Consider the following 20,441-nt stretch of genomic DNA (forward strand, 5'->3'; position numbering starts at 1 on the left):
ATCATCTTTGGAATACACACACTCCGTGCGCAGGCCCGTGCCAGACAGCCATTACTACCGGATTATCCGCTCCGGCAAAGGGGGGAACGGCGCGCCATTCCCCTTCAGGTAAAACAATCTCTGCGACATCATCCGTCGCGTTCAGCGTAACCAGCCATTTATCCGAAAGCAGGATTTGCAGCCGTGGTACACCGTGTTGCCACTCTTGCGCGCTTAGTGGTTGCGCGTCTTTATTCAACCAGCGAACGTTTCCGTCCCCCTCTTCCCACCAGCGGTCGGTGGTCAGCGCGGGGATTTGCTGGCGAAGGTGGATCAGCGCAGCGGTAAAATGGAGCAGCCCGCTGTTCGCCTCCCCCCAGTCAAGCCAGGTTAAGGTGTTGTCCTGGCAATACGCATTGTTGTTACCGTGCTGGCTGTGGCCGTGCTCATCGCCCGCCAGCAGCATCGGTGTCCCCTGCGACAACAGAAGCGTTGTCAGCAGCGCATGAACGCTGGCGCGCCGCCGCTCGATAACGTCAAGGCTTCCGCCTAACCCTTCTATACCATGATTGAAGCTATGGTTATTGTTAGTGCCATCGCGATTCTCTTCGCCGTTCGCCTCATTGTGTTTCTGATTGAAACAAACGCAGTCCCTGAGCGTAAAACCGTCGTGCGCCGTCAACAGGTTGACGGTGGCCGACGGTCGCTTACCGTCGCGCTTAAAGAGATCGCTTGACGCGGCAAAGCGCCCGGCAAATTCCCCCAGCGAGAGATTTCGCTCCAGCCAGAAGCGGCGCGCGGCATCGCGATAGTGATCGTTCCACTCGGCAAACAGCGGCGGGAAATTCCCGACCTGATAGCCTCCTTCACCGATGTCCCACGGCTCGGCGATGAGCTTGACCTGCGAGAGCACCGGACAATTTTTTATCGCCTCAAACAGCGGCGCCTGCTGGCTGAACGCCGGTGTGCGCCCCATCACGGGCGCCAGGTCGAAACGAAAACCGTCCACGTGGAACGTTTCAACCCAGTATTTCAGGCATTCATAAGCAAAATGCGTGACCGCCGGATGGCTGAGATTGAGCGTGTTACCGCAGCCGGTCCAGTTCTCGTAATCGCCATCCTGCCTGATCCAATAATAGCTACGGTTATCAATTCCGCGCATGGAGAGCGTCGGACCATCGAGATCGCTTTCTGCGCTGTGGTTCAGCACCACATCCAGAATGACTTCAATTCCCGCCGCATGGAGCGCCTTAACCGCATCGCGAAACTCGTCCCGCGCCTTTTCCGGATGGACGGCATAGCGGGGTTCGAGCGCGAACATCGCCAGCGGGTTGTAACCCCAGTAGTTGCTCAACCCCAGCCGCTGCAGACGCGGCTCGCTGGCAAAATGGGCAACGGGTAACAGTTCAAGAGCGGTGATGCCGAGGTGTTTCAGGTAGGCGATCATGGTCGGATGCCCGAGCGCCTTGTAGGTGCCGCGCATCTCTTTGGGGATGGACGGATGCAAATACGTCAGCCCTTTGACATGGGCCTCGTAAATGACGGTGTTGCCCCACGGCGTGGCCGGTGGCGCATCGTCCTCCCAGTCATAGAGATCGTGCACTACCACGCTTTTTGGCACCACATGGGCACTGTCGCGATGGTCAGGCTCACCATAACCAACATGGAAAATCGGGTCGTCTTTAAACTCACCGTCCACGCGGTGCGCACACGGATCAATCAACAGCTTTGCAGGGTTAAACCAGTGCCCTTGCGCAGGTTCCCACGGACCATGAACGCGAAAACCATAGTGCATACCTGGCCGTCCTCCGGCCAGGTAACCGTGCCAGGTATCCCCCGTGCGCGACGGTAAATCGTAACGGTGCTCGTTACCCTCACCGTCAAAAACACACAGTTCTACCCGCTCAGCGTGAGCAGAAAAGAGGGTGAAATTCACACCCTTTCCGTCAAAACTCGCCCCGAGCGGTTCGGGTTGACCTGCCGTAAGCTGCGTCATTCACCCTCCCTCATCAGCCAGATAGTGCCAAGCGGCGGTAGCGTGAGACTCAGGGAGTTTGGCCGCCCGTGACTTTCGATGGCATCGCTTTGCACCAGACCACCATTGCCGGTGTTGCTGCCGTGGTAGTGCATGGAATCGGTATTCAGGATTTCGCGCCATTTACCCGGCTGATTAATGCCAAAGCGATAGTGTTGACGCGGCACAGGCGTGAAGTTGCTGGCGACGATGATCTCGTTACCCGCTTTATCTCGCCGCACAAAGACAAACACCGAGCGCTCATGGTCATCCACCACCAGCCACTCAAAGCCGTACGGGTCAAAGTCGAGCTCATGCAGCGCTTTGTGATGACGATAGGTCAGGTTCAGGTCACGCACCAGACGCTGCACGCCGTGGTGCCAGTTGTCACCGCCTTCCAGCAGATGCCAGTCGAGGCTGGCGTCGTGGTTCCATTCGCGTCCCTGAGCGAACTCATTGCCCATAAACAGCAGTTTTTTGCCCGGGAACGCAAACATCCAGCCGTAGTAGGCGCGCAGGTTGGCAAATTTCTGCCACGCATCGCCCGGCATGCGGTCGAGAATGGATTTCTTGCCGTGCACCACTTCATCGTGCGACAGCGGCAGCATGAAGTTTTCGGTGTAATTGTAGAGCATCCCGAACGTCAGCTTATCGTGATGGTACTTGCGGTGAACCGGATCCAGCTTCATGTAGTCGAGCGTGTCATGCATCCAGCCCAGGTTCCACTTGTACCAGAACCCCAGTCCACCTAATGACGGCGGACGGGAGACGCCCGCAAAGTCGGTCGACTCTTCCGCCATGGTCACGGCACCGTCCACCTGCTCACCGATAATGCGGTTGGTGCTGCGCAGGAACTCAATCGCTTCCAGGTTTTCACGGCCGCCAAACTCGTTCGGGATCCACTCTCCCTCTTTGCGGCTGTAATCGCGATAGATCATGGATGCCACGGCATCAACACGCAGAGCATCAATGCCAAAGCGCTCAATCCAGTACAGGGCATTTCCAACCAGGTAGTTCGCGACTTCACGGCGACCGTAGTTGTAGATCAGCGTATTCCAGTCCTGGTGATAACCTTCTCGCGGGTCGCTGTGCTCGTACAGATTCGTACCATCAAACTCTGACAAGCCAAAGTCATCCGACGGGAAATGGCCTGGTACCCAGTCGAGGATCACATTCAGCCCGGCGGCATGCGCGGCATGGATGAAATAGCGGAAGTCATCGCGCGTGCCGAAGCGGCGCGTAGGCGCATACAGCCCGGTTGGCTGATAACCCCAGCTACCGTCGAACGGGTGTTCGTTAACCGGCAGCAGCTCAAGGTGAGTAAAGCCCATCCATTTGGCATACGGCACCAGCTGGTCGGCAAGCTCCCGGTAGCTGAGCCAGAAGTTGTTATCGGTGTGGCGGCGCCAGGAGCCAAGATGCACTTCATAGACGGAGATAGGTGCATCGAAGCGGTTGGCCTGTTTGCGCTCTTCCGTCTGAGTGATCTTCTCTGGCAGGCCACAAATCAGCGATGCCGTATCCGGGCGCATCTGCGCTTCAAAGGCGTACGGGTCGGCTTTAATGCGCAGCTTGCCGTGGGCATCGATCATCTCGAATTTGTAGAGCTGTCCGTTGTGCGCTCCGGGGATAAACAGTTCCCAGATCCCCGTTTCCCGGCGCAGGCGCATCGGGTGGCGACGACCGTCCCAGTAGTTGAATTGTCCGACAACGGAGACGCGTTGGGCGTTGGGTGCCCACACTGCAAACCGCGTGCCGGTGATACCATCCATCGTGTCTGCATGGGCACCCAGCGTTTCATAAGGCCGCAAATGGGTTCCTTCAGACAGCAGCCATGCATCCATCTCCTGCAAAAGAGGGCCAAAGCTGTAGGGATCATCAATGAGATTTTGCTGGCCGTGCCAGATGACGGCGAGCTGATAACGGAAAGGGTTTTTACGACGGGGCATCACGCCAGAGAAGAAACCGCGCGAGTCGAGGCATTCCAGATTGCCCACTTTGCGGCCGGTTTTGGGTTCGATAACCCACACTTCTGTCGCATCCGGTAACAACGCCCGGACTTCCAGCCCGGCCTCTGTACGGTGCATCCCCAGCACGGAAAAGGGGTCGGCAAAATGACCCGCAATAAGCGCATTAATCACGTCTCTATCCACACGATCGGACATGGTATTCATCCTGTTTTTTATGTCGTCCTTTTTTAGCGCCTGGGACGACTTTAATGTGACCTGAACGAGCATCCTCACAGCCCGTCCTAACCTCAGGTAAGAAATGACTCTTCCTTAAAGCATAGCCAACGCTCTAAATGACTCCTGATAAAAAATAAGACATACGCGTTTTACTCCATGTAGTACGCAAAAAAAGGGGGTGAAAATCACCCCCGGTCGTTAACAAATTATTACGCCAGCTGGCGCAGCATGCGGCGCAGCGGCTCGGCGGCACCCCATAAGAGCTGGTCGCCAACGGTGAACGCGGAGAGGTACTCCGGCCCCATGTTCAGCTTACGCAGACGGCCAACAGGCGTGGTCAGCGTGCCGGTCACGGCTGCAGGGGTCAGTTCACGCATGGTGATATCGCGATCGTTTGGTACCACTTTCGCCCACGGGTTGTGTGCAGCCAGCAGTTCTTCCACGGTTGGAATAGACACATCTTTTTTTAGTTTAATGGTGAAGGCCTGGCTGTGGCAGCGCAGCGCGCCAATGCGCACGCACAGTCCGTCTACCGGAATGGTATTCGCGGTATTGAGGATTTTGTTGGTCTCGGCCTGGCCCTTCCACTCTTCGCGGGTCTGGCCGTTATCCAGCTGTTTGTCGATCCACGGGATCAGGCCACCGGCCAGCGGTACGCCGAAGTTATCCACCGGCAGCTCGCCGCTGCGGGTCAGCTGGGTGACTTTACGCTCGATATCCAGAATCGCGGACGCCGGGTCTGCCAGCTCGGTCGCGACGCTCTGGTGCAGTTGGCCCATCTGGGTCAGCAGCTCGCGCATATGACGCGCACCGCCGCCGGAAGCTGCCTGGTACGTCGCCACGGAGACCCACTCCACCAGATCTTGCGCGAACAAGCCGCCCAGAGACATCAGCATCAGGCTGACGGTGCAGTTACCGCCAACAAAGGTTTTCACGCCGTTGTTCAGGCCGTCGGTGATCACGCCCTGGTTAACCGGGTCAAGAATGATGATGGCATCGTCTTTCATGCGCAGCGAAGAGGCCGCGTCAATCCAGTAGCCCTGCCAGCCGCTTTCACGCAGCTTTGGATAGATTTCGTTGGTATAATCGCCGCCCTGGCACGTGACAATAATGTCGAGTGCCTTCAGCGCTTCCAGATCGTAAGCATCCTGCAAAGTGCCTGTGGTACCACCAAAGGACGGAGCAGCCTGGCCGAGCTGGGAAGTGGAGAAGAAGACCGGGCGGATAGCGTCGAAATCGCGCTCTTCAACCATGCGTTGCATGAGTACAGAGCCGACCATACCGCGCCAGCCGATAAAACCAACGTTTTTCATAGCATTTTTTTCCTGCAGAGGGTGTGTGCTGTTTGTGCAAGCCAGTATTGAACTGGGATATGCTTCACATTACAAAATGCTGCCAAAGTCGCAAGCGAAATTAATCGATGATTGCCCGGCAATCAGAAAAAGAGCTAATCATCATAATAACCATAGAGAGTTTCAGGGATAATTTACATGAGTGAAATCATTTCCGCGGCGGTTTTATTGATCCTGATAATGGATCCACTCGGAAACCTGCCGATCTTCATGTCGGTGCTGAAGCACACCGAACCAAAGCGCCGTCGGGCGATCATGATCCGCGAGCTGCTTATCGCGCTGCTGGTGATGTTTATCTTCCTGTTTGCGGGCGAAAAAATCCTCGCCTTCCTGAACCTGCGTGCCGAAACCGTGTCGATTTCCGGCGGGATTATCCTGTTCCTGATTGCCATAAAGATGATTTTCCCGAGCGCGGAAGGCAGCAGCAGCGGCCTGCCTGCGGGTGAAGAGCCATTTATTGTACCGCTGGCGATTCCTCTCGTCGCCGGGCCGACCATTCTGGCGACGCTGATGCTGCTGTCACATCAGTATCCGAACCAGATGAGCCATCTGGTGATTGCCCTGCTGATCGCCTGGGGTGGGACATTTATCATCCTGCTGCAGTCGTCCCTGTTCCTGCGCCTGCTGGGTGAGAAAGGGGTGAACGCGCTGGAACGCCTGATGGGGCTGATTCTGGTGATGATGGCGACGCAGATGTTCCTGGACGGGATACGGACGTGGATGAAGGGGTGACGTTCTCCCTCTCCCGAAAGGAGAGGGTCGGAGTGAGGGCATCAGGCCGCAGGGGCTGCCCATCTATCCTTTACGAATCAAATACCGGTACGGCAGCGCTTCAGTCTGCTGAGCCACCAGCTCATGCTCCATAAAGGTACAAAATCCGGGGATATCGCGGGTGGTCGCCGGGTCGTCGGCGATTATCAGCAGCGTTTCGCCGGATTGCATGTTACGCACGGTTTTGCGCACCATCATTACCGGCTCCGGGCAGCGAAGGCCCTGGGCATCAAGAGTGTGGTCCGGGCTGGAAAACAGGTCGGTCATGATTTTCTCGGTCAGGTAAAAACGGCTGTAGTTTACGCCCCGTAGCGATCAATGCAAACCAGGTTAACGATTGCGTAAAAACTAACCATTGCAATGTCTGCCCAAAGCAGTATCATGCTGCGGTTTTTATTGGGTTCCCTCACCCCAACGTATAAAAAGGTCACAATATGACGCAGTTTTCTGAATCTCAGCGCGTAAAAGCGTTGTTCTGGCTTTCGCTTTTTCATCTGCTGGTGATCACCTCCAGCAACTATCTGGTACAGCTTCCCATCTCCATTTTTGGTTTTCATACCACCTGGGGGGCGTTCAGTTTTCCGTTTATTTTCCTCGCCACCGATTTGACCGTGCGAATTTTTGGCGCACCGCTGGCTCGCCGCATTATTTTTGCGGTCATGCTCCCGGCGCTGTTCGTGTCTTACGTGATTTCGTCCCTGTTCTATATGGGCAGTTGGCAGGGTTTTGAGGCGCTAACCCACTTCAACCTGTTTGTCGCCCGAATCGCCACCGCAAGCTTTATGGCTTATGCGCTGGGGCAGATCCTCGACGTGCATGTGTTTAACCGCCTGCGTCAGAATCACCGCTGGTGGATGGCCCCGACCGCCTCGACGCTGTTCGGTAACGTGAGCGATACGCTGGCCTTCTTCTTCATCGCCTTCTGGCACAGCCCGGATGCGTTCATGGCCGAGCACTGGATGGAGATCGCCCTGGTGGACTACTGCTTCAAGGTGCTCATCAGTATTGTCTTCTTCCTGCCAATGTACGGTGTGCTGCTGAATATGCTGCTGAAAAGGCTGGCAGATAAATCTGAAATCACGGCATTGCAGGCTGGTTAAGGGTTCGCTTTATCAGTTGTGATAAGATGAGCGAATGAGCCGTTATGGCCGTTTATCGAAAGGAAGAAGTCAATGCGCAATCTGGTTAAATATGTCGGGATTGGCCTGCTGGTTGTGGGTCTTGCAGCCTGTGATAACAGCGACACGAAAACGCCTGCTCAGGGTGCATCTGCAGAGAGCAATGCGACCGGTCAGCCGGTGAATCTGCTGGATGGCAAACTCAGTTTCTCTCTGCCAGCCGATATGACTGACCAGAGCGGTAAGCTGGGCACTCAGGCGAACAATATGCACGTTTATTCCGACGCAACCGGGCAGAAAGCCGTCATTGTGATTGTGGGTGACGACACCAGCGAAGATCTGAGCGTACTGTCAAAACGTCTGGAAGATCAGCAGCGCAGCCGCGACCCGCAGCTGCAGGTGGTGACCAATAAGTCCATCGAACTGAAAGGCCACACGCTGCAACAGCTGGATAGCATCATCTCCGCAAAAGGCCAGACCGCGTACTCGTCTGTGGTGCTGGGTAAGGTCGATAACAAACTGCTGACTATGCAGATCACCCTGCCAGCGGACGATCAGCAGAAAGCGCAGACTGCGGCTGAAAACATCATTAACACCCTCGTGATCCAGTAATCCTTCACGAGGATGACGTGGCCTCCGGTGCCTGCACCGGGGGCCATTTTTTTAGCCGCCATGTCAGCATCAAGGCGATAACCACCAGACCCGCCGCAGCAAGATAAATAACCGGGACTCCTGCCCAGGTCATCACCAGCCCTGCCAGCGGGCCGGTAATGCCCAAAGACATATCCATAAATACCGTGTAGGTTGCCAGCGCCGCCCCCTGATTCTGCTGCGGCACGGCTTTTACCGCCACCACCCCCAGCGCCGGGAAGACCAGTGAAAAACCTGCTCCCGCAAGGAAGACGCCCACTTTTGCGACCCATGGCACCATCGCTATGCCGGTCAACAGCAGCCCGACTATCTCTACCGCAAAGCAGATCATTGCCACGTTCAGCCCACCCAGACGGTTGATACCGTTCGGGAAAAGCAAACGCGCGCCAACAAACGCGCAGCTAAACAGGGTTAACGCGAAAGCTGCGCCGTCCCATCCTTTGGCGTCATAGAAAAGGGTAATGAAGGTCGCAATCACACCGAACCCCGTTGTCGCCAGCGCCAGGGCCATACCATACGGCCAGACGCGCCCGAGCACCGCCCGAAACGGCAGTGGCTTGCCCTTGCTGGCCTTCACTTTCGGGCGCGGCAGCGCAAAGAGGATCGCCAGAGCCGCAACCGCCATAATGGTAGTCGCCAGCCCATACAGACCACCAAACGCATAACAGGCCACACCAAGCGGCGCACCCAGCGCCATTGCGCCGTAGGTGACAATGCCATTCCACGAAATCACCCGACCAATGTGCGGCGCGCCTACCACCCCCACGCCCCACAGTGTCGAACCGGTTCCCGCCAGACTTTGACCGATACCCAGGATCACGCGACCCAGGCAGAGCAGTACCAGGCTAACCAGGGGCCAGTGGCTGGTGGTGGCGGCCAGAAAATAGCTCAGGCCACTCAGAAAGCAACCGCACAACCCTACAACCACGATGCTTTTTGGGCCGAAAAGGTCCGCGTAACGCCCGGCATGCGGACGGCTCAGAAGCGTGGCGAAATACTGCAGGCTAATCACCAGCCCCGCCCAGAAGGCGCTAAAGCCCATCACGTCATGGACATAGCCAGGCAAAACCGCCAGCGGCAGGCCAATGGTCAGATAACTGGCGAAATTGAAAATAACAACGGAGACGATGCGCAGATTGAGGCGCAGTCCGCTCAGCGCCGGTTCAGCGGCAGGTTCGGGCATGAGGTTCTACCTGGATTTTTACAACAGTGTTTCACTATTACCACGACACAATAAGAAAATCAGCACCGACTTTCAGATTAACAGCCCCAGACGAAGCGAACCGCGGACACTACACTTACCGGGTCATCATTTTAAGGAACGCGTATGATCGCTAACCCGTCCGACAAAGCTGGGCTCCACATCTTATTAAAACTCGCCTGCCTGGTGGTTATCCTTGCGGGTATCCATGCCGCGGCTGACATTATTGTGCAGCTCCTGCTGGCGCTCTTTTTTGCCATTGTGCTTAATCCGCTGGTGAGCTGGTTTTTACGTCGGGGCGTCAGTCGCCCGGTGGCCATCACCATCGTCGTCATCGTGATGCTAATTGCCCTGACGGCGCTTTTCGGCGTGCTGGCGGCTTCGCTGAGCGAATTCTCCACGATGTTGCCACAGTACAACAAAGCGCTGACGCGGAAGATCGTGGCGCTGCAGGAGATGGTGCCTTTCCTTAACCTGCATATCTCGCCAGAGCGGATGCTGCGTCGGATGGATTCAGAGAAAGTCATGACCTACGCCACCACCCTGATGACGGGACTTTCCGGCGCGATGGCCAGTATTCTTCTGCTGGTCATGACGGTGGTGTTTATGCTGTTCGAAGTGCGCCACGTCCCCTATAAGCTGCGCTTTGCGCTGAATAATCCACAAATTCACATCGCCGGATTACACCGCGCGTTAAAGGGCGTCTCCAAATATCTGGCGCTGAAAACGCTGTTGAGCGTCTGGACCGGCGTGATTGTCTGGCTGGGGTTGATGTTGATGGGCGTGCAGTTTGCGTTGATGTGGGGCGTACTGGCGTTTTTGCTCAACTATGTGCCCAATATTGGCGCGGTACTCTCCGCCGTACCACCGATGATTCAGGCATTCCTGTTTAATGGTTTCTATGAATGCATGTTGGTCGGGGCACTTTTCCTCGTCGTGCATATGGTGCTGGGGAATATTCTCGAACCGCGCATGATGGGGCACCGGCTGGGCATGTCGACGCTGGTGGTATTCTTATCGTTACTGATCTGGGGATGGCTGCTGGGCCCGGTCGGGATGCTACTGTCGGTCCCGCTAACCAGTGTGTGTAAGATCTGGATGGAAACCACCAAAGGCGGAAGCAAGCTGGCGATCCTGCTCGGGCCAGGGCGACCGAAAAGCCGATTACCAGGGTGAGCATCCCTGTCTGGTTAGCAATTCAAGGGGGCAATGGATTATAGTAATAGTTTCGCCGCTCAACTTTACGGCTATCATCGTTTTAACTGAAGGCCAGACGCTATATGTACCAGGTTTTTCTGGGAAAAATTTCCTCGCTGAGCACAAACTGCTGGGCTGAAGCACTCTCCCGACACGCACCGGAAGGCGCTCAGCGTGCTCGCTGGCTGGCCGATCACGGGTTGCTTTCTCGGCTGTTGGCTCCAGAACAACTCCCGGAGATTATCTACAGCGAACAAGGGAAAGCCATTTTTGCTGGCGACTATCCACTGTGGTTCAGCAGTAGCCACTCGGGCGACGATATTGCGTTAATTATCAGTGATGAAGGCGATGTTGGCTGTTCACTGGAACACATTCGCCAGCAGGATAACTGGCGTACGCTTGCCAATGCCGTGTTCAGCAATGCCGAGCATGATGAGCTGGAAAAGGAAACGCCAGAAGGCCAGCTTACGGCATTCTGGCGCATCTGGACGCGAAAAAAGGCGATTCTTAAACAACGTGACGGTCATGCCTGGCAGATGGTCAGCATTGACAGTTCAGCCCGCGCGCTCCATTCATCAAGCCAGTGCCAGGTCGGTTTACTCAGCCTTGCCGTTTGCACCGCAACACCCTACGAACTCACTGCCGCGCGGATTCATTCGATTGACGACGCACTGGTCGGAAAATAGTCAACACGCCCAGAATAATAAACCCAACCCCCACCAGCCCGTGCCAGGAGAAACGTTCCTCCCAGCCTGGCAACAGGATTGCGGCGCCCCACACCAGGATATAACTGAGGCTCAGCAAGGCATACGCTTTGCTGAGCGCCATACGATGCAAGGCCAGATACCAGCAGCCCATAGAGGCTACATACCCCGTTAACCCCAACAGCAGCGCACCGGTACCGGATGAGAAATGCCAGAGGGCAGAAATTAACGCCAGGACATCACTGACGGGGGGAAGCGCCTGCATGGCGCTTCGCAGCAGGAGCTGCGCGGCGCTGACTAACAGTACGCTGCATAGGGCCCAGAACGTTCCTTTCACAGGCTTCCTCCCAGCACAATAATGCCAATGATGATAAACCCAACACCCAGCCAGTGATGCGAAGCAACGTTCTCACGCCAGACGGTCTTCGCCGCCAGCGTCACCCAGACAAAATTGAGGCTTAACATAGGGTAAGCAATGCCCACAGGCATGCGTTGTAAGACCACCAGCCAGACCAGCATCCCGCAGCCCAATGCCAACAGGGCCAGGCCAAGCCACAGCGCGATATGTACACCACGCCGCCCGGCTTTCGCCGGACGGGTGGCTTGTTTCTGGCAAAGTTGTCCCGCACAGCTGAGCAAGCTTGCCAGTATCAGCCAGAGCCAGGTCATCACTTCGGTAGATACTGAAGGTAGGCCAGACGACCCTGGATATACAGGCTGTCCGGTTCTGGCAAATTAGCCCGCTTAAGATCGTCGCTTTTTGACAGCAGAATCACCAGCGATATGCGCCCCTGCTGTCGATGTTCCGCCAGCCACTCTGCGAAATCAGCTTTACCCACAAAACGGTCTTTCACATCAGGGTAATCCAGGCCATAGCGCAGTTCTCCACTCTGACCAAACAGAATGATGTCATTACGCTTAAGCTCCCACGCCAGGCCAGAGGCCACACCTACGTTATTGGCCAGCACAAACCGACTGTCCTGCAGCGGATCGCGCACGGTGTCGACCAGCGACTGCGGCTGTTTGGAATCCACCACCAGGTTAGGAATGGCAAAACCAATCAACAACGCCAGCCCGGCAGGACACAACGCCGCTAACCACCAGCGCTGCTGACTCTGCCTGAGCGTAAACCAGCCCACCACGGCCCAAATCAGGAACGCGACCACCGCGCAGAAGACTTTATACAGCTCAACCGACGTCCAGACCGGATGTTTAGACAGTCCCCACGGCGAGACGACCAGAGCGGCCACCACGCCAATGGCGCCAAATGCCAGGTTGATCCCCCCGTTAATGCGCAGCACGCGAGCACCTTTTTCCGCCGCGAGGCAGGCATAGCGCGCCATCAGAATCGCCAGCGGGGCGAAGCACGGCAGGATATAGGTCGGCAGCTTGCCTTTGGCAATGCTGAAGAACAGCAGCGGCATAACCACCCAGCCCAGCAGATAGAACCCGCCAGCCGCGTTTTGTCTGTCATTCCAGCCAAGACGGAACGCGCCTGGCAACAACGCTAACCACGGCAGACTACCCGCGACCAGGAACGGCAGGTAATACCAGAATGGCGCTTTGTGCTGGGCATCGCTCTGGGCAAAACGCTGAATATGCTCAACCCAGAAGAAGTAACGCCAGAAATCAGGCTCACGATGGGCAATCGCCAGTGCCCAGGGCAGGACAATCAGCACACAGCTCAGGATTGCCAGCCAGCCAAAAATCAGCACCTCTTTCCAGCGCTTTTGGGCAATGACCCACGGCAGTACGCCAATCACCGGTACTGCCAGCGCCAGGAAGCCTTTGGTCATCACCCCCATACCGCAGGCCAGCCCAAGCAGCACGTACCCCCCTGCTTTTCCGGCAACCGTCTCAGCCTGGGATGCCAGCCAGAAGCTGCACATCGCCGCCACCAGCCACAGGGTGATGATGGGATCCAGCACGGCATACGTACCGATGCCATACACCAGGAACAGCGTCAGGAAGATAAGGCCGGAGAATATGGCAACGCGTTTATCCCGCCAGAGACGCCAGGCCATCCAGATGACCAGCAGCGCCGCAAACCCGGTGGAGAATATGGCCCCGGCACGCACGGCAAGGTTCGTATCCCCAAACAACAATTGCCCGATACTGTTGATCCAGTAGCCCGCAATCGGTTTTTCAAAGTAACGCAGCCCCAGGAAATGCGGGACAACCCAGTCTCCTGATGCCAGCATTTCGCGGCTAATTTCCGCATAGCGCGTTTCATCAGGCTGCCACAGCAGGCGGATATCGACAGGGATGAGGTAGTAAACGATAAACAGTGCGAGAAGCGCTAAGCCATAACGGGCTGTTTTCATGGGGCCGGACTCACGGTTTGTTGATAGCCAAGCCAGCCTTCCCGGCCAGCCAGTTCATTACGTACTATTTTGCCCACCGGCAGGACGCTGAGATCGTCTGGCAGCAGTTCACTCAACGGACAGAACTGAATCCCCTCCTGAGCAGCCATCGTCAGCAGCTCATCGAAATCATGCTGATACGCAATCCCTTCCACTTCTGCGTGGATGGTATACACCGGCGTACCGGTATCGCGATGCATGCGGTCCAGAATGTAGCGATTGAAATCCTCTGCCTTCACCTCGCGGCCAACCACTTCATCCCAGGTGGGAAGCGTGACCGGGATCTGCACCGTCCCGTAGCGATTTTCCCCTAACAGCGGTAAAAATGGCCCGGTCCCGCGACAGTCGCTGTTGTAGCGGAATGCGAAGGATTCTTTAGCTTTCACAACACGTTGGTCCGCACGCCATCCCGCCACGGCGGAGCAGCGCACAGGCTGGCAGGTAATCGCCTCCAGCTCCAACATACCGCGCTCGACTTCACGGGTCAGGCGCGATATGTCCCAGACGCCAGCCCACGCTTGCCAGGCATGGTGATCCCAGGCATGCAGGCCGACCTCGTGTTGCCGTGTCGCTTCACGGATAATCGCTTCATTACCCGCGCCGATACGTCTGCCGGGCCATGCGGTCCCGGCCAGCAAAATATCCCAGCCATAGAGGGATGCTGCGCGTGAGCGCAGCATTTTGAACAGAAACGCCGGTTTAATCAGACGCCATAAATGGCGTCCCATGTTGTCAGGCCCCACGCTGAAGAAAATGCTTGAACGCACATCGTGCTTGCTCAGCAGTTCCAGCAGTTTGGGTACGCCGTCACGCGTCCCCCTGAAGGTGTCGACATCAATGCGTAAACCGACTTTTTTCATGAGTCCTGTTCCGACAGCTCCACAGTGCGCAGGAAGAAATCGAGCGTCTCATCAATAGTCAGCTCCATTTTCACCGTCGGCGTCCAGTTCAGGCAGCGTTTCGCATTGCGAATGCTTGGCTTACGGTGCTCAACGTCCTGATACCCTTTACCGTAGTAGCTGCTGCTTTCCACTTCACGGAAACCGGCAAACGGCGGGAATTTATCGCGCAGTGGATGGCGCTCAAAGCTTGCCAGCAGCATCTCTGCCAGTTCACGAATGCTCGCTTCGTTGTCCGGGTTACCGATGTTGATGATCTCACCGTTGCAGCGGTTATCTTTGTTTTCGATGATGCGGAACAGCGCTTCGATACCATCGCTGATATCAGTAAAGCAGCGTTTCTGTTTGCCGCCTTCGATAAGCTTGATTGGGGAGCCCTCAACCAGGTTGAGGATCAGCTGCGTGATCGCACGTGAGCTACCGATACGCGCCGCGTTCAGGTTATCCAGACGTGGACCCATCCAGTTAAACGGACGGAACAGGGTAAAGCGCAGGCCTTCTTTCTCACCGTAGGCCCAAATCACGCGGTCCAGCAGCTGTTTGGAGACAGAGTAGATCCAGCGCTGTTTGTTGATCGGCCCGACCACCAGATTGGAGGTGTCTTCATCGAAGTTTTTGTCGGTACACATGCCGTACACTTCAGAGGTGGACGGGAAGATGATGCGTTTGTCGTATTTTACGCAATCGCGGATGATCTTCAGGTTCTCTTCGAAGTCCAGCTCGAACACGCGCAGCGGGTTACGGGTGTACTCAATCGGCGTAGCAATGGCAACCAGCGGCAGCACCACGTCGCATTTTTTAATGTGATATTCGATCCATTCGGAATGGATGCTGATATCCCCTTCCACGAAGTGGAAACGCGGGTTATCAAGGAAACGGCTGATCGCATCAGAGCCGATATCCAGACCATAGATTTCGTAGTTATCGTCTTTGAGCAGACGTTCGGTCAGGTGGTTCCCGATAAAGCCGTTCACGCCGAGGATCAACACGCGAGTGCGGCGTTTGATGGCAACAACTGGCGCACTGGTGATCAGCGCCCCGGTCACCAGACCTAAAGACTGTGCCAGTTGAGTACCCTGAACATACAGACCGTTATCGGTTTGTCCGGTGACGATCTCCAGAGCTTGCTCACCACAGCTCACGATCAGCGGGGAGACAGAGATAACGGTACCCGGTTTTGCCGCTGGAATGTCGTCGCGCACGCGGGATTTCCAGACGATAAATTTGCTGACACCCGCAAAACTGTAAGCGCCCGGCCATGGATCGGTCACCGCACGCACCAGGTTGTGCAGCTGGCGAGCGGGTTTGTTCCAGTCCAGACGACCATCTTCCGGTGCGCGGCGGCCAAAGGTGCTCGCTTTGCTCTCATCCTGCGCAGTCTCGCTGAACGTACCGCCAAGGATCGCTGGCAGTGCATCACGCAGCAGCGTCTGCGCGGTTGCATTCAGCTTTTGATGCAGCTGCAGCGCCGTCTCGTCGGCATCAATAGCCACTTTCTGCTGTGCCACGATAGCGCCCGCATCCGCACGATGCACCATACGGTGCAGGGTCACGCCGGTTTCGGTTTCACCATTGACCAGTACCCAGTTCAGCGGCGCGCGGCCACGATAGGCCGGCAGCAGGGAGCCGTGAAGGTTGAATGCCCCTTTGGCGGCCAGACCTAAGATCTCGTCGGAAATCAGGTTACGGTAGTAGAACGAGAAGATAACATCAGGCGCGAGCGCGCGGATGCGATCCACCCACAGCGGGTGGTTTACATCGTCCGGTGCATAAACCGGAATACCACGCTCAGCGGCGATACGCGCTACAGAGCCGAAAAAGTTGTTCTCTCCCGCCGTGTCCGGATGAGTAAAGATTGCAGCAATGTCGTAGCCCGCTTCCAGCAGGGCCAGCGTGCCCGTGCACCCCATATCGTGATAGGCAAATACAACAGCTTTCATGGGTGGATTTCCTCTTGAGATGCTTTGTGTTCCTGACGGACAACACGTTGAATAAAGTAGCGCGGGCGTGCGCGAACATCGTTATAGATACGGCCAATGTATTCACCCAGCAGGCCCATTCCGACAAACTGGGCGCCGATGAACATAAACAGTACGGCAAAGAGCATGAAGACCCCTTCCGCCGCCCACTGCGGGCCAAAGACCAGGCGCAGCACGACCAACAGTACGGACAGCGCAAACCCGGCCACGGCGATGATGCTGCCGAAAACGCTCAGCAGGCGCAGCGGTGTGGTGGTCAGGCAGGTGATGAGGTCGTACATCAGGTTGATGAGGCGCATAAAGCTGTACTTCGACTCCCCATGCTCGCGCTCGGCATGCATAACCGGGATTTCCGTGGCCTTGCGGGCAAAGGTGTTAGCGAGAATCGGAATAAAGGTGCTGCGTTCATGGCAATGAAGCATGGCGTCGACAATATGGCGGCGGTAGGCGCGCAGCATGCAGCCATAATCGCCCATCGCTTTACCGGTGGTGCGCTGGATAAGGCGGTTGATGGTGCGTGAGGCCAGCTTACGGAACATACTGTCCTGACGGTTTTGACGCACCGTGCCGACGACGTCATAGCCTTCATCGGCTTTCGCCACCAGGCGCGGGATCTCTTCCGGCGGGTTTTGCAGGTCAGCGTCCAGGGTGATGATCAGATCGCCCGTGACGTGGCTGAACCCGGCCATAATGGCGGAGTGCTGGCCGTAATTACGGTTGAGCAACACGGCCACAACATGGCTGCCTTCTACCTGTGCGGCTTCGGTCAGCATCAGAGCGGAATTATCACTGCTGCCATCATCCACCAGCAGAATTTCATACGCTTTGCCCATGGTGTCGCAGGCGGCGGTTGTGCGGCGGATCAGTTCAGGCAGGCTCTCCTGCTCGTTATAAACAGGGATCACCACAGAAACTTTTTGTACAGGCGGTGCACTGAACATATCAATTTCCTGCAAGCTGATGGAGCGCGGTAATGACGCGGGTTGTGTCGTCATGAGTCATGTCCGGGAAAAGAGGGAGAGAACAAATACGCGCGCTATTCCATTCTGAATTCGGGAGCGATACATCAGGAAAACGCTCGCGGTAGTATTTTTGCGTATGCGCCGCGCGGAAGTGCAGGCCAGTACCGATGCCTTTCTCTTTCAGCGCTGCCATCAGGTTGTCGCGTGAAATCCCGCAGCGCGCTTCATCAACGCGAATGATAAACAGGTGCCAGGCGTGCACATGCGGCCATGACGGAATGGTGAGCGGCTGGAACGGCGTATCGGCAAGCTCCCGCAGGTAGCGTTCAGCAATTTCCTGGCGTCGTTTGTTGGCTTCTTTCAGTTTGCCCAACTGCACCAGCGCCAGCGCGGCGTTGATATCCGCCAGGTTGTATTTATAGCCCGGGGAAATCACTTCTGCCTGCGGCGCACGACCATGCGTCTGGCGGTCATACGCGTCAACACCCAGACCGTGGAATTTCAGGCTGCGGATCCGCGCAGCAAGTTGCGCGTTATCCGTCACCACGAGACCGCCTTCTGCACAGGTCATATTTTTAATGGCGTGGAAAGAGAAAATCGCCGTTCCCTTCCAGCCGACATGACGGTCTTTATAGTAAGTACCGGCTGCATGAGCCGCATCTTCAATCACCGGAATACCGTGGCGTTCACCAATGGCGTGGATGGCGTCGATTTCACATGGTGCGCCGGCATAATGAACGGGGATAATCGCTTTGGTACGCGGGGTGATGGCAGCTTCAACCGCTTCGGGTGTCACCATCAAGGTATCTTTGTCCACATCAATCATTACCGGCGTTGCGCCCAGTAAAACAATCATATTCAGAGTGGAGACCCAGGTCTGGGAGGGGGTAATGACTTCATCGCCCGGGCCAATATCCAGCGCCATCAGCGTGACATGCATTCCTGCTGTTGCAGAACAAACGGCAATTGCATGCTGGTTCCCGGTAAGTTGACAGAATGCCTCTTCAAGTTCCTGATTCTTAGGCCCCGTGGTGATCCAGCCCGACATCAAAACGTCCTGAAGCGCCGCAATTTCCTCAGCGCCCATCGACGGTCGCGAAAAAGGCAGAAAATCACTCATTATTAATTTCCTTGCTGTATTAAAGGCGTCATCTTTTACTGCGCTGTCGTAATGGGCAGCTCAATGGGATCATGCAAGATGGTTATTAAATAAAGACCAAATAAAATTAAGTCGCTATAACAGTTATGTCAACAAACCATCAACTGAAACAAAGTAGCGGTGTTTTCTTAGGAAAAAATTAAGACAGGTGAGAAGCAGAAGGGGGACAGCACATTAAGAATGACAAGAAGTCTTTTTACAACAGCAAGATAGCTGTCATGTTAAATTTTTCACGTTTTTGTGGGAAGCCTCACAACACTTACGACAATATTTCATTTCTTTTACATTGAGATTATAAGAAAAGTAAATGAATACTCAACCAAAATTAAAATCCCGGCGGTTTCGGCGGAAATAGACCGTCCTCCGGGAACTTTTTATTAATATGAATTGTCGCGGAATCAACTGTCGCGCTTAGTTAAGATTAGCAGGGAAATCATTTGGTAATTCACTGGCTGCGCAGGCAATAACGCTTTCATTATCCGCACCGCAATCGCGTACAAAGGTGATCGTAGCAAACTCATCAATCACTTCAGTTGGATAGGCCGGACCTGCATCGCGATAGCTATTCATAAGAGGAATATGATCGTTCTGGAAGCAGACGGTTTTTTCCGGATTGTTCATGACCCAGCGCGGGAAGAAGATGGTGCCGTGAAACAGTTTATCGCCCAGGTTTACAATCAGGCTCACATCCGTCCCGGTTGGCTCTGTCCAGGAAATTTTATAGATACTCTCCCCTACCCGTACGATATAGGCCTGCTGATCTTTTACCCAACGGTTTGCCACAAGACCGCTATGAATACGGTAATCAAGGGTGGTCTCATTTTTTACGTAAATCTCGTAGTTCCAGCCATTGTCATAGGTATAAACAAGGTGTTTGCCAACGAAGCCGCTTAAGTCGTGTTTGTCGAAGGTGTTCATAAGATGTCTCCTTTGTTTTGATGAGACGATCGTACCCCTTCAAAAAATGGATGAATAACGCTATGTTTTAATCAAACTCATCCAAAATTTAGATATATCATGCACAAGACGACGCTGGAACAATGGTCTTTACTGGTGAAAGTGGTTGAGGCCGGTAGCTTTGCCAAAGCAGCGGAAGAAACCCATCGCAGCCAGTCCTCCGTCAGCTATAACCTGGCGTTGTTGCAGGAGAGGCTGGGCGTGGCGCTGCTGGCGCCGGAAGGACGACGAGCGGTGCTAACCCCAGCCGGAGAACTTCTTCTCAACCAGGTGAAACCGTTGCTGAAAGCGTTTTCGTATGTTGAGACGCGCGCAGGTACCCTTCGCAACGGCACGCGCACACGGTTGGATCTGGTCGTAGACACGGTTTTCCCGCGTCGCCGCCTGTTCGCCATTCTGCGTCAGTTCCAGCAGCAGTATCCACAAACCCACGTACGCCTCACCGAAGTGCTTGAAACGTCCCGTGCCGATGCCATAAATGACGAAGCCGATATCATGGTTCTGACGCGCCGCCAGGACATGACAGGGCTCGGCGAATGGCTGATGAATATCGACTTTGTCGCCGTGGCGCATCATCAGCATCCCCTTTTCACCCTCGACGTACCGCTTAACGATGACATGCTGCGCCCGTGGCCGCTCATCCAGATTGCGGACAACCAGACTACCGCGCGCGCTGCCGGCGAGTCGTGGACGTTTTCCACCATTGATGCCGCCATTGAGGCCGTTGTCTCTCAGGTTGGCTACGGCTGGCTGCCAGAAGAACGCATCCAGCCCCAGTTGGATCAAGGTGTACTGAAACATCTGCCGCTGAGCCACGGCGCGCGCAGAGCAACGCCGCTTCACCTGATTGTTAAACGCTCCCTCACCCCGCTTGATGAGCAGGTTGAGACGCTGGTGCGCCTTTTTAGCCATGAGCCATCATCACCACCTGCTACGCTTTAAGGTCCGA

Annotated in this window: 19 protein-coding genes; 6 read left to right on the forward strand and 13 right to left on the reverse strand. The window is 55.6% G+C overall.

The annotated features are described in order from the left end of the window. Position 1 precedes the first annotated feature (1 nt). The 3 genes from glgX to asd form a co-directional block, all read right to left on the reverse strand. A complete protein-coding gene (gene glgX, locus JGF26_RS18750; protein ID WP_134708535.1) occupies positions 2–1,975 on the reverse strand; it encodes a glycogen debranching protein GlgX in 1,974 nt (657 codons plus the stop codon). Next, positions 1,972–4,158 carry a 1,4-alpha-glucan branching enzyme gene (gene glgB / locus JGF26_RS18755; protein WP_134708534.1) on the reverse strand — a complete coding sequence of 729 codons (2,187 nt, stop codon included), beginning with the start codon at positions 4,156–4,158 and terminating at the stop codon, positions 1,972–1,974. Before glgB ends, glgX begins: the two co-directional genes overlap by 4 nt. Positions 4,159–4,388: 230 nt before the next feature. Beyond that, positions 4,389–5,492 carry an aspartate-semialdehyde dehydrogenase gene (gene asd, locus JGF26_RS18760; protein ID WP_028018046.1) on the reverse strand — a complete coding sequence of 368 codons (1,104 nt, stop codon included), beginning with the start codon at positions 5,490–5,492 and terminating at the stop codon, positions 4,389–4,391. Positions 5,493–5,669: 177 nt separating this feature from the next. Here asd and yhgN point away from each other — a divergent pair, with 177 nt between their 5' ends. Next, positions 5,670–6,263 (forward strand): NAAT family transporter YhgN, encoded by a 594-nt coding sequence (gene yhgN / locus JGF26_RS18765; protein WP_025759646.1) that lies wholly within the window; start codon positions 5,670–5,672, stop codon positions 6,261–6,263. A gap of 63 nt (positions 6,264–6,326) precedes the next feature. Here the strand turns inward: yhgN and tusA are convergent, their stop codons facing one another. Further along, a complete protein-coding gene (gene tusA / locus JGF26_RS18770) occupies positions 6,327–6,569 on the reverse strand; it encodes a sulfurtransferase TusA (RefSeq protein ID WP_028018047.1) in 243 nt (80 codons plus the stop codon). 167 nt (positions 6,570–6,736) lie between these two features. Here tusA and JGF26_RS18775 point away from each other — a divergent pair, with 167 nt between their 5' ends. Both JGF26_RS18775 and JGF26_RS18780 read left to right on the forward strand, forming a co-directional pair. Next, entirely contained in the window at positions 6,737–7,402 is a 666-nt protein-coding gene (locus JGF26_RS18775) for a 7-cyano-7-deazaguanine/7-aminomethyl-7-deazaguanine transporter (protein WP_028018048.1), read from the forward strand. Between the two features lie 72 nt (positions 7,403–7,474). Continuing rightward, positions 7,475–8,032, forward strand: coding sequence for a DcrB family lipoprotein (locus tag JGF26_RS18780; protein WP_028018049.1), 558 nt, complete (start codon positions 7,475–7,477; stop codon positions 8,030–8,032). Positions 8,033–8,036: 4 nt separating this feature from the next. Here the strand turns inward: JGF26_RS18780 and JGF26_RS18785 are convergent, their stop codons facing one another. Then, positions 8,037–9,254, reverse strand: coding sequence for an MFS transporter (locus JGF26_RS18785; protein ID WP_128348366.1), 1,218 nt, complete (start codon positions 9,252–9,254; stop codon positions 8,037–8,039). A 144-nt stretch (positions 9,255–9,398) separates the two neighbouring features. Between JGF26_RS18785 and JGF26_RS18790 the strand changes: the two genes are divergently transcribed. Together JGF26_RS18790 and acpT are read left to right on the forward strand one after the other, a co-directional pair. Then, positions 9,399–10,448 (forward strand): AI-2E family transporter, encoded by a 1,050-nt coding sequence (locus tag JGF26_RS18790; RefSeq protein ID WP_108091139.1) that lies wholly within the window; start codon positions 9,399–9,401, stop codon positions 10,446–10,448. Between the two features lie 104 nt (positions 10,449–10,552). After that, positions 10,553–11,155, forward strand: a complete 603-nt coding sequence (acpT, locus tag JGF26_RS18795; protein WP_134708533.1) for a 4'-phosphopantetheinyl transferase AcpT — start codon at positions 10,553–10,555, stop codon at positions 11,153–11,155. Here the strand turns inward: acpT and arnF are convergent. The 8 genes from arnF to JGF26_RS18835 form a co-directional block, all read right to left on the reverse strand. Next, entirely contained in the window at positions 11,106–11,510 is a 405-nt protein-coding gene (arnF, locus tag JGF26_RS18800; RefSeq protein WP_129324582.1) for a 4-amino-4-deoxy-L-arabinose-phosphoundecaprenol flippase subunit ArnF, read from the reverse strand. The two genes, acpT and arnF, sit on opposite strands and share 50 nt — an antisense overlap. Then, positions 11,507–11,845 carry a 4-amino-4-deoxy-L-arabinose-phosphoundecaprenol flippase subunit ArnE gene (gene arnE / locus JGF26_RS18805; protein ID WP_075204690.1) on the reverse strand — a complete coding sequence of 113 codons (339 nt, stop codon included), beginning with the start codon at positions 11,843–11,845 and terminating at the stop codon, positions 11,507–11,509. The genes arnF and arnE overlap by 4 nt, the downstream gene beginning before the upstream one ends. After that, positions 11,842–13,497: a lipid IV(A) 4-amino-4-deoxy-L-arabinosyltransferase gene (arnT, locus tag JGF26_RS18810; RefSeq protein ID WP_134708532.1), complete on the reverse strand. Its 1,656-nt coding sequence runs from the start codon at positions 13,495–13,497 to the stop codon at positions 11,842–11,844. Before arnT ends, arnE begins: the two co-directional genes overlap by 4 nt. Continuing rightward, positions 13,494–14,396: a 4-deoxy-4-formamido-L-arabinose-phosphoundecaprenol deformylase gene (gene arnD / locus JGF26_RS18815; protein ID WP_028018056.1), complete on the reverse strand. Its 903-nt coding sequence runs from the start codon at positions 14,394–14,396 to the stop codon at positions 13,494–13,496. Before arnD ends, arnT begins: the two co-directional genes overlap by 4 nt. Continuing rightward, the gene (gene arnA / locus JGF26_RS18820; protein ID WP_134708531.1) at positions 14,393–16,375 is read right to left on the reverse strand and encodes a bifunctional UDP-4-amino-4-deoxy-L-arabinose formyltransferase/UDP-glucuronic acid oxidase ArnA; all 1,983 of its coding nucleotides are present in this window, start codon (positions 16,373–16,375) and stop codon (positions 14,393–14,395) included. Before arnA ends, arnD begins: the two co-directional genes overlap by 4 nt. After that, positions 16,372–17,355 carry an undecaprenyl-phosphate 4-deoxy-4-formamido-L-arabinose transferase gene (gene arnC, locus JGF26_RS18825; RefSeq protein WP_028018058.1) on the reverse strand — a complete coding sequence of 328 codons (984 nt, stop codon included), beginning with the start codon at positions 17,353–17,355 and terminating at the stop codon, positions 16,372–16,374. The genes arnA and arnC overlap by 4 nt, the downstream gene beginning before the upstream one ends. Position 17,356: 1 nt before the next feature. Further along, positions 17,357–18,496: a UDP-4-amino-4-deoxy-L-arabinose aminotransferase gene (arnB, locus tag JGF26_RS18830; protein ID WP_028018059.1), complete on the reverse strand. Its 1,140-nt coding sequence runs from the start codon at positions 18,494–18,496 to the stop codon at positions 17,357–17,359. Between the two features lie 450 nt (positions 18,497–18,946). After that, positions 18,947–19,453, reverse strand: a complete 507-nt coding sequence (locus tag JGF26_RS18835) for a phenolic acid decarboxylase (protein WP_028018060.1) — start codon at positions 19,451–19,453, stop codon at positions 18,947–18,949. A 99-nt stretch (positions 19,454–19,552) separates the two neighbouring features. On the opposite strand from JGF26_RS18835, the gene JGF26_RS18840 reads away from it, so the two are divergent. Then, positions 19,553–20,434, forward strand: a complete 882-nt coding sequence (locus JGF26_RS18840; RefSeq protein WP_134708530.1) for a LysR family transcriptional regulator — start codon at positions 19,553–19,555, stop codon at positions 20,432–20,434. Positions 20,435–20,441 lie beyond the last annotated feature (7 nt).

It is taken from the genome of Enterobacter sp. E1 (assembly GCF_016809815.1).
GTDB classification, from domain to species: domain Bacteria; phylum Pseudomonadota; class Gammaproteobacteria; order Enterobacterales; family Enterobacteriaceae; genus Enterobacter; species Enterobacter adelaidei.

What these genes read in the sequence shown, in the direction of transcription:
- acpT (WP_134708533.1), top strand. Translation starts at nt 10,553, where the DNA reads ATGTACCAGGTTTTTCTGGGAAAAATTTCCTCGCTGAGCACAAACTGC.
- JGF26_RS18775 (WP_028018048.1), top strand. Translation starts at nt 6,737, where the DNA reads ATGACGCAGTTTTCTGAATCTCAGCGCGTAAAAGCGTTGTTCTGGCTT.
- JGF26_RS18780 (WP_028018049.1), top strand. Translation starts at nt 7,475, where the DNA reads ATGCGCAATCTGGTTAAATATGTCGGGATTGGCCTGCTGGTTGTGGGT.
- tusA (WP_028018047.1), bottom strand. Translation starts at nt 6,569, where the DNA reads ATGACCGACCTGTTTTCCAGCCCGGACCACACTCTTGATGCCCAGGGC.
- asd (WP_028018046.1), bottom strand. Translation starts at nt 5,492, where the DNA reads ATGAAAAACGTTGGTTTTATCGGCTGGCGCGGTATGGTCGGCTCTGTA.
- glgX (WP_134708535.1), bottom strand. Translation starts at nt 1,975, where the DNA reads ATGACGCAGCTTACGGCAGGTCAACCCGAACCGCTCGGGGCGAGTTTT.
- JGF26_RS18835 (WP_028018060.1), bottom strand. Translation starts at nt 19,453, where the DNA reads ATGAACACCTTCGACAAACACGACTTAAGCGGCTTCGTTGGCAAACAC.
- yhgN (WP_025759646.1), top strand. Translation starts at nt 5,670, where the DNA reads ATGAGTGAAATCATTTCCGCGGCGGTTTTATTGATCCTGATAATGGAT.
- arnT (WP_134708532.1), bottom strand. Translation starts at nt 13,497, where the DNA reads ATGAAAACAGCCCGTTATGGCTTAGCGCTTCTCGCACTGTTTATCGTT.
- JGF26_RS18790 (WP_108091139.1), top strand. Translation starts at nt 9,399, where the DNA reads ATGATCGCTAACCCGTCCGACAAAGCTGGGCTCCACATCTTATTAAAA.
- JGF26_RS18840 (WP_134708530.1), top strand. Translation starts at nt 19,553, where the DNA reads ATGCACAAGACGACGCTGGAACAATGGTCTTTACTGGTGAAAGTGGTT.
- JGF26_RS18785 (WP_128348366.1), bottom strand. Translation starts at nt 9,254, where the DNA reads ATGCCCGAACCTGCCGCTGAACCGGCGCTGAGCGGACTGCGCCTCAAT.
- arnD (WP_028018056.1), bottom strand. Translation starts at nt 14,396, where the DNA reads ATGAAAAAAGTCGGTTTACGCATTGATGTCGACACCTTCAGGGGGACG.
- glgB (WP_134708534.1), bottom strand. Translation starts at nt 4,158, where the DNA reads ATGTCCGATCGTGTGGATAGAGACGTGATTAATGCGCTTATTGCGGGT.
- arnA (WP_134708531.1), bottom strand. Translation starts at nt 16,375, where the DNA reads ATGAAAGCTGTTGTATTTGCCTATCACGATATGGGGTGCACGGGCACG.
- arnB (WP_028018059.1), bottom strand. Translation starts at nt 18,496, where the DNA reads ATGAGTGATTTTCTGCCTTTTTCGCGACCGTCGATGGGCGCTGAGGAA.
- arnC (WP_028018058.1), bottom strand. Translation starts at nt 17,355, where the DNA reads ATGTTCAGTGCACCGCCTGTACAAAAAGTTTCTGTGGTGATCCCTGTT.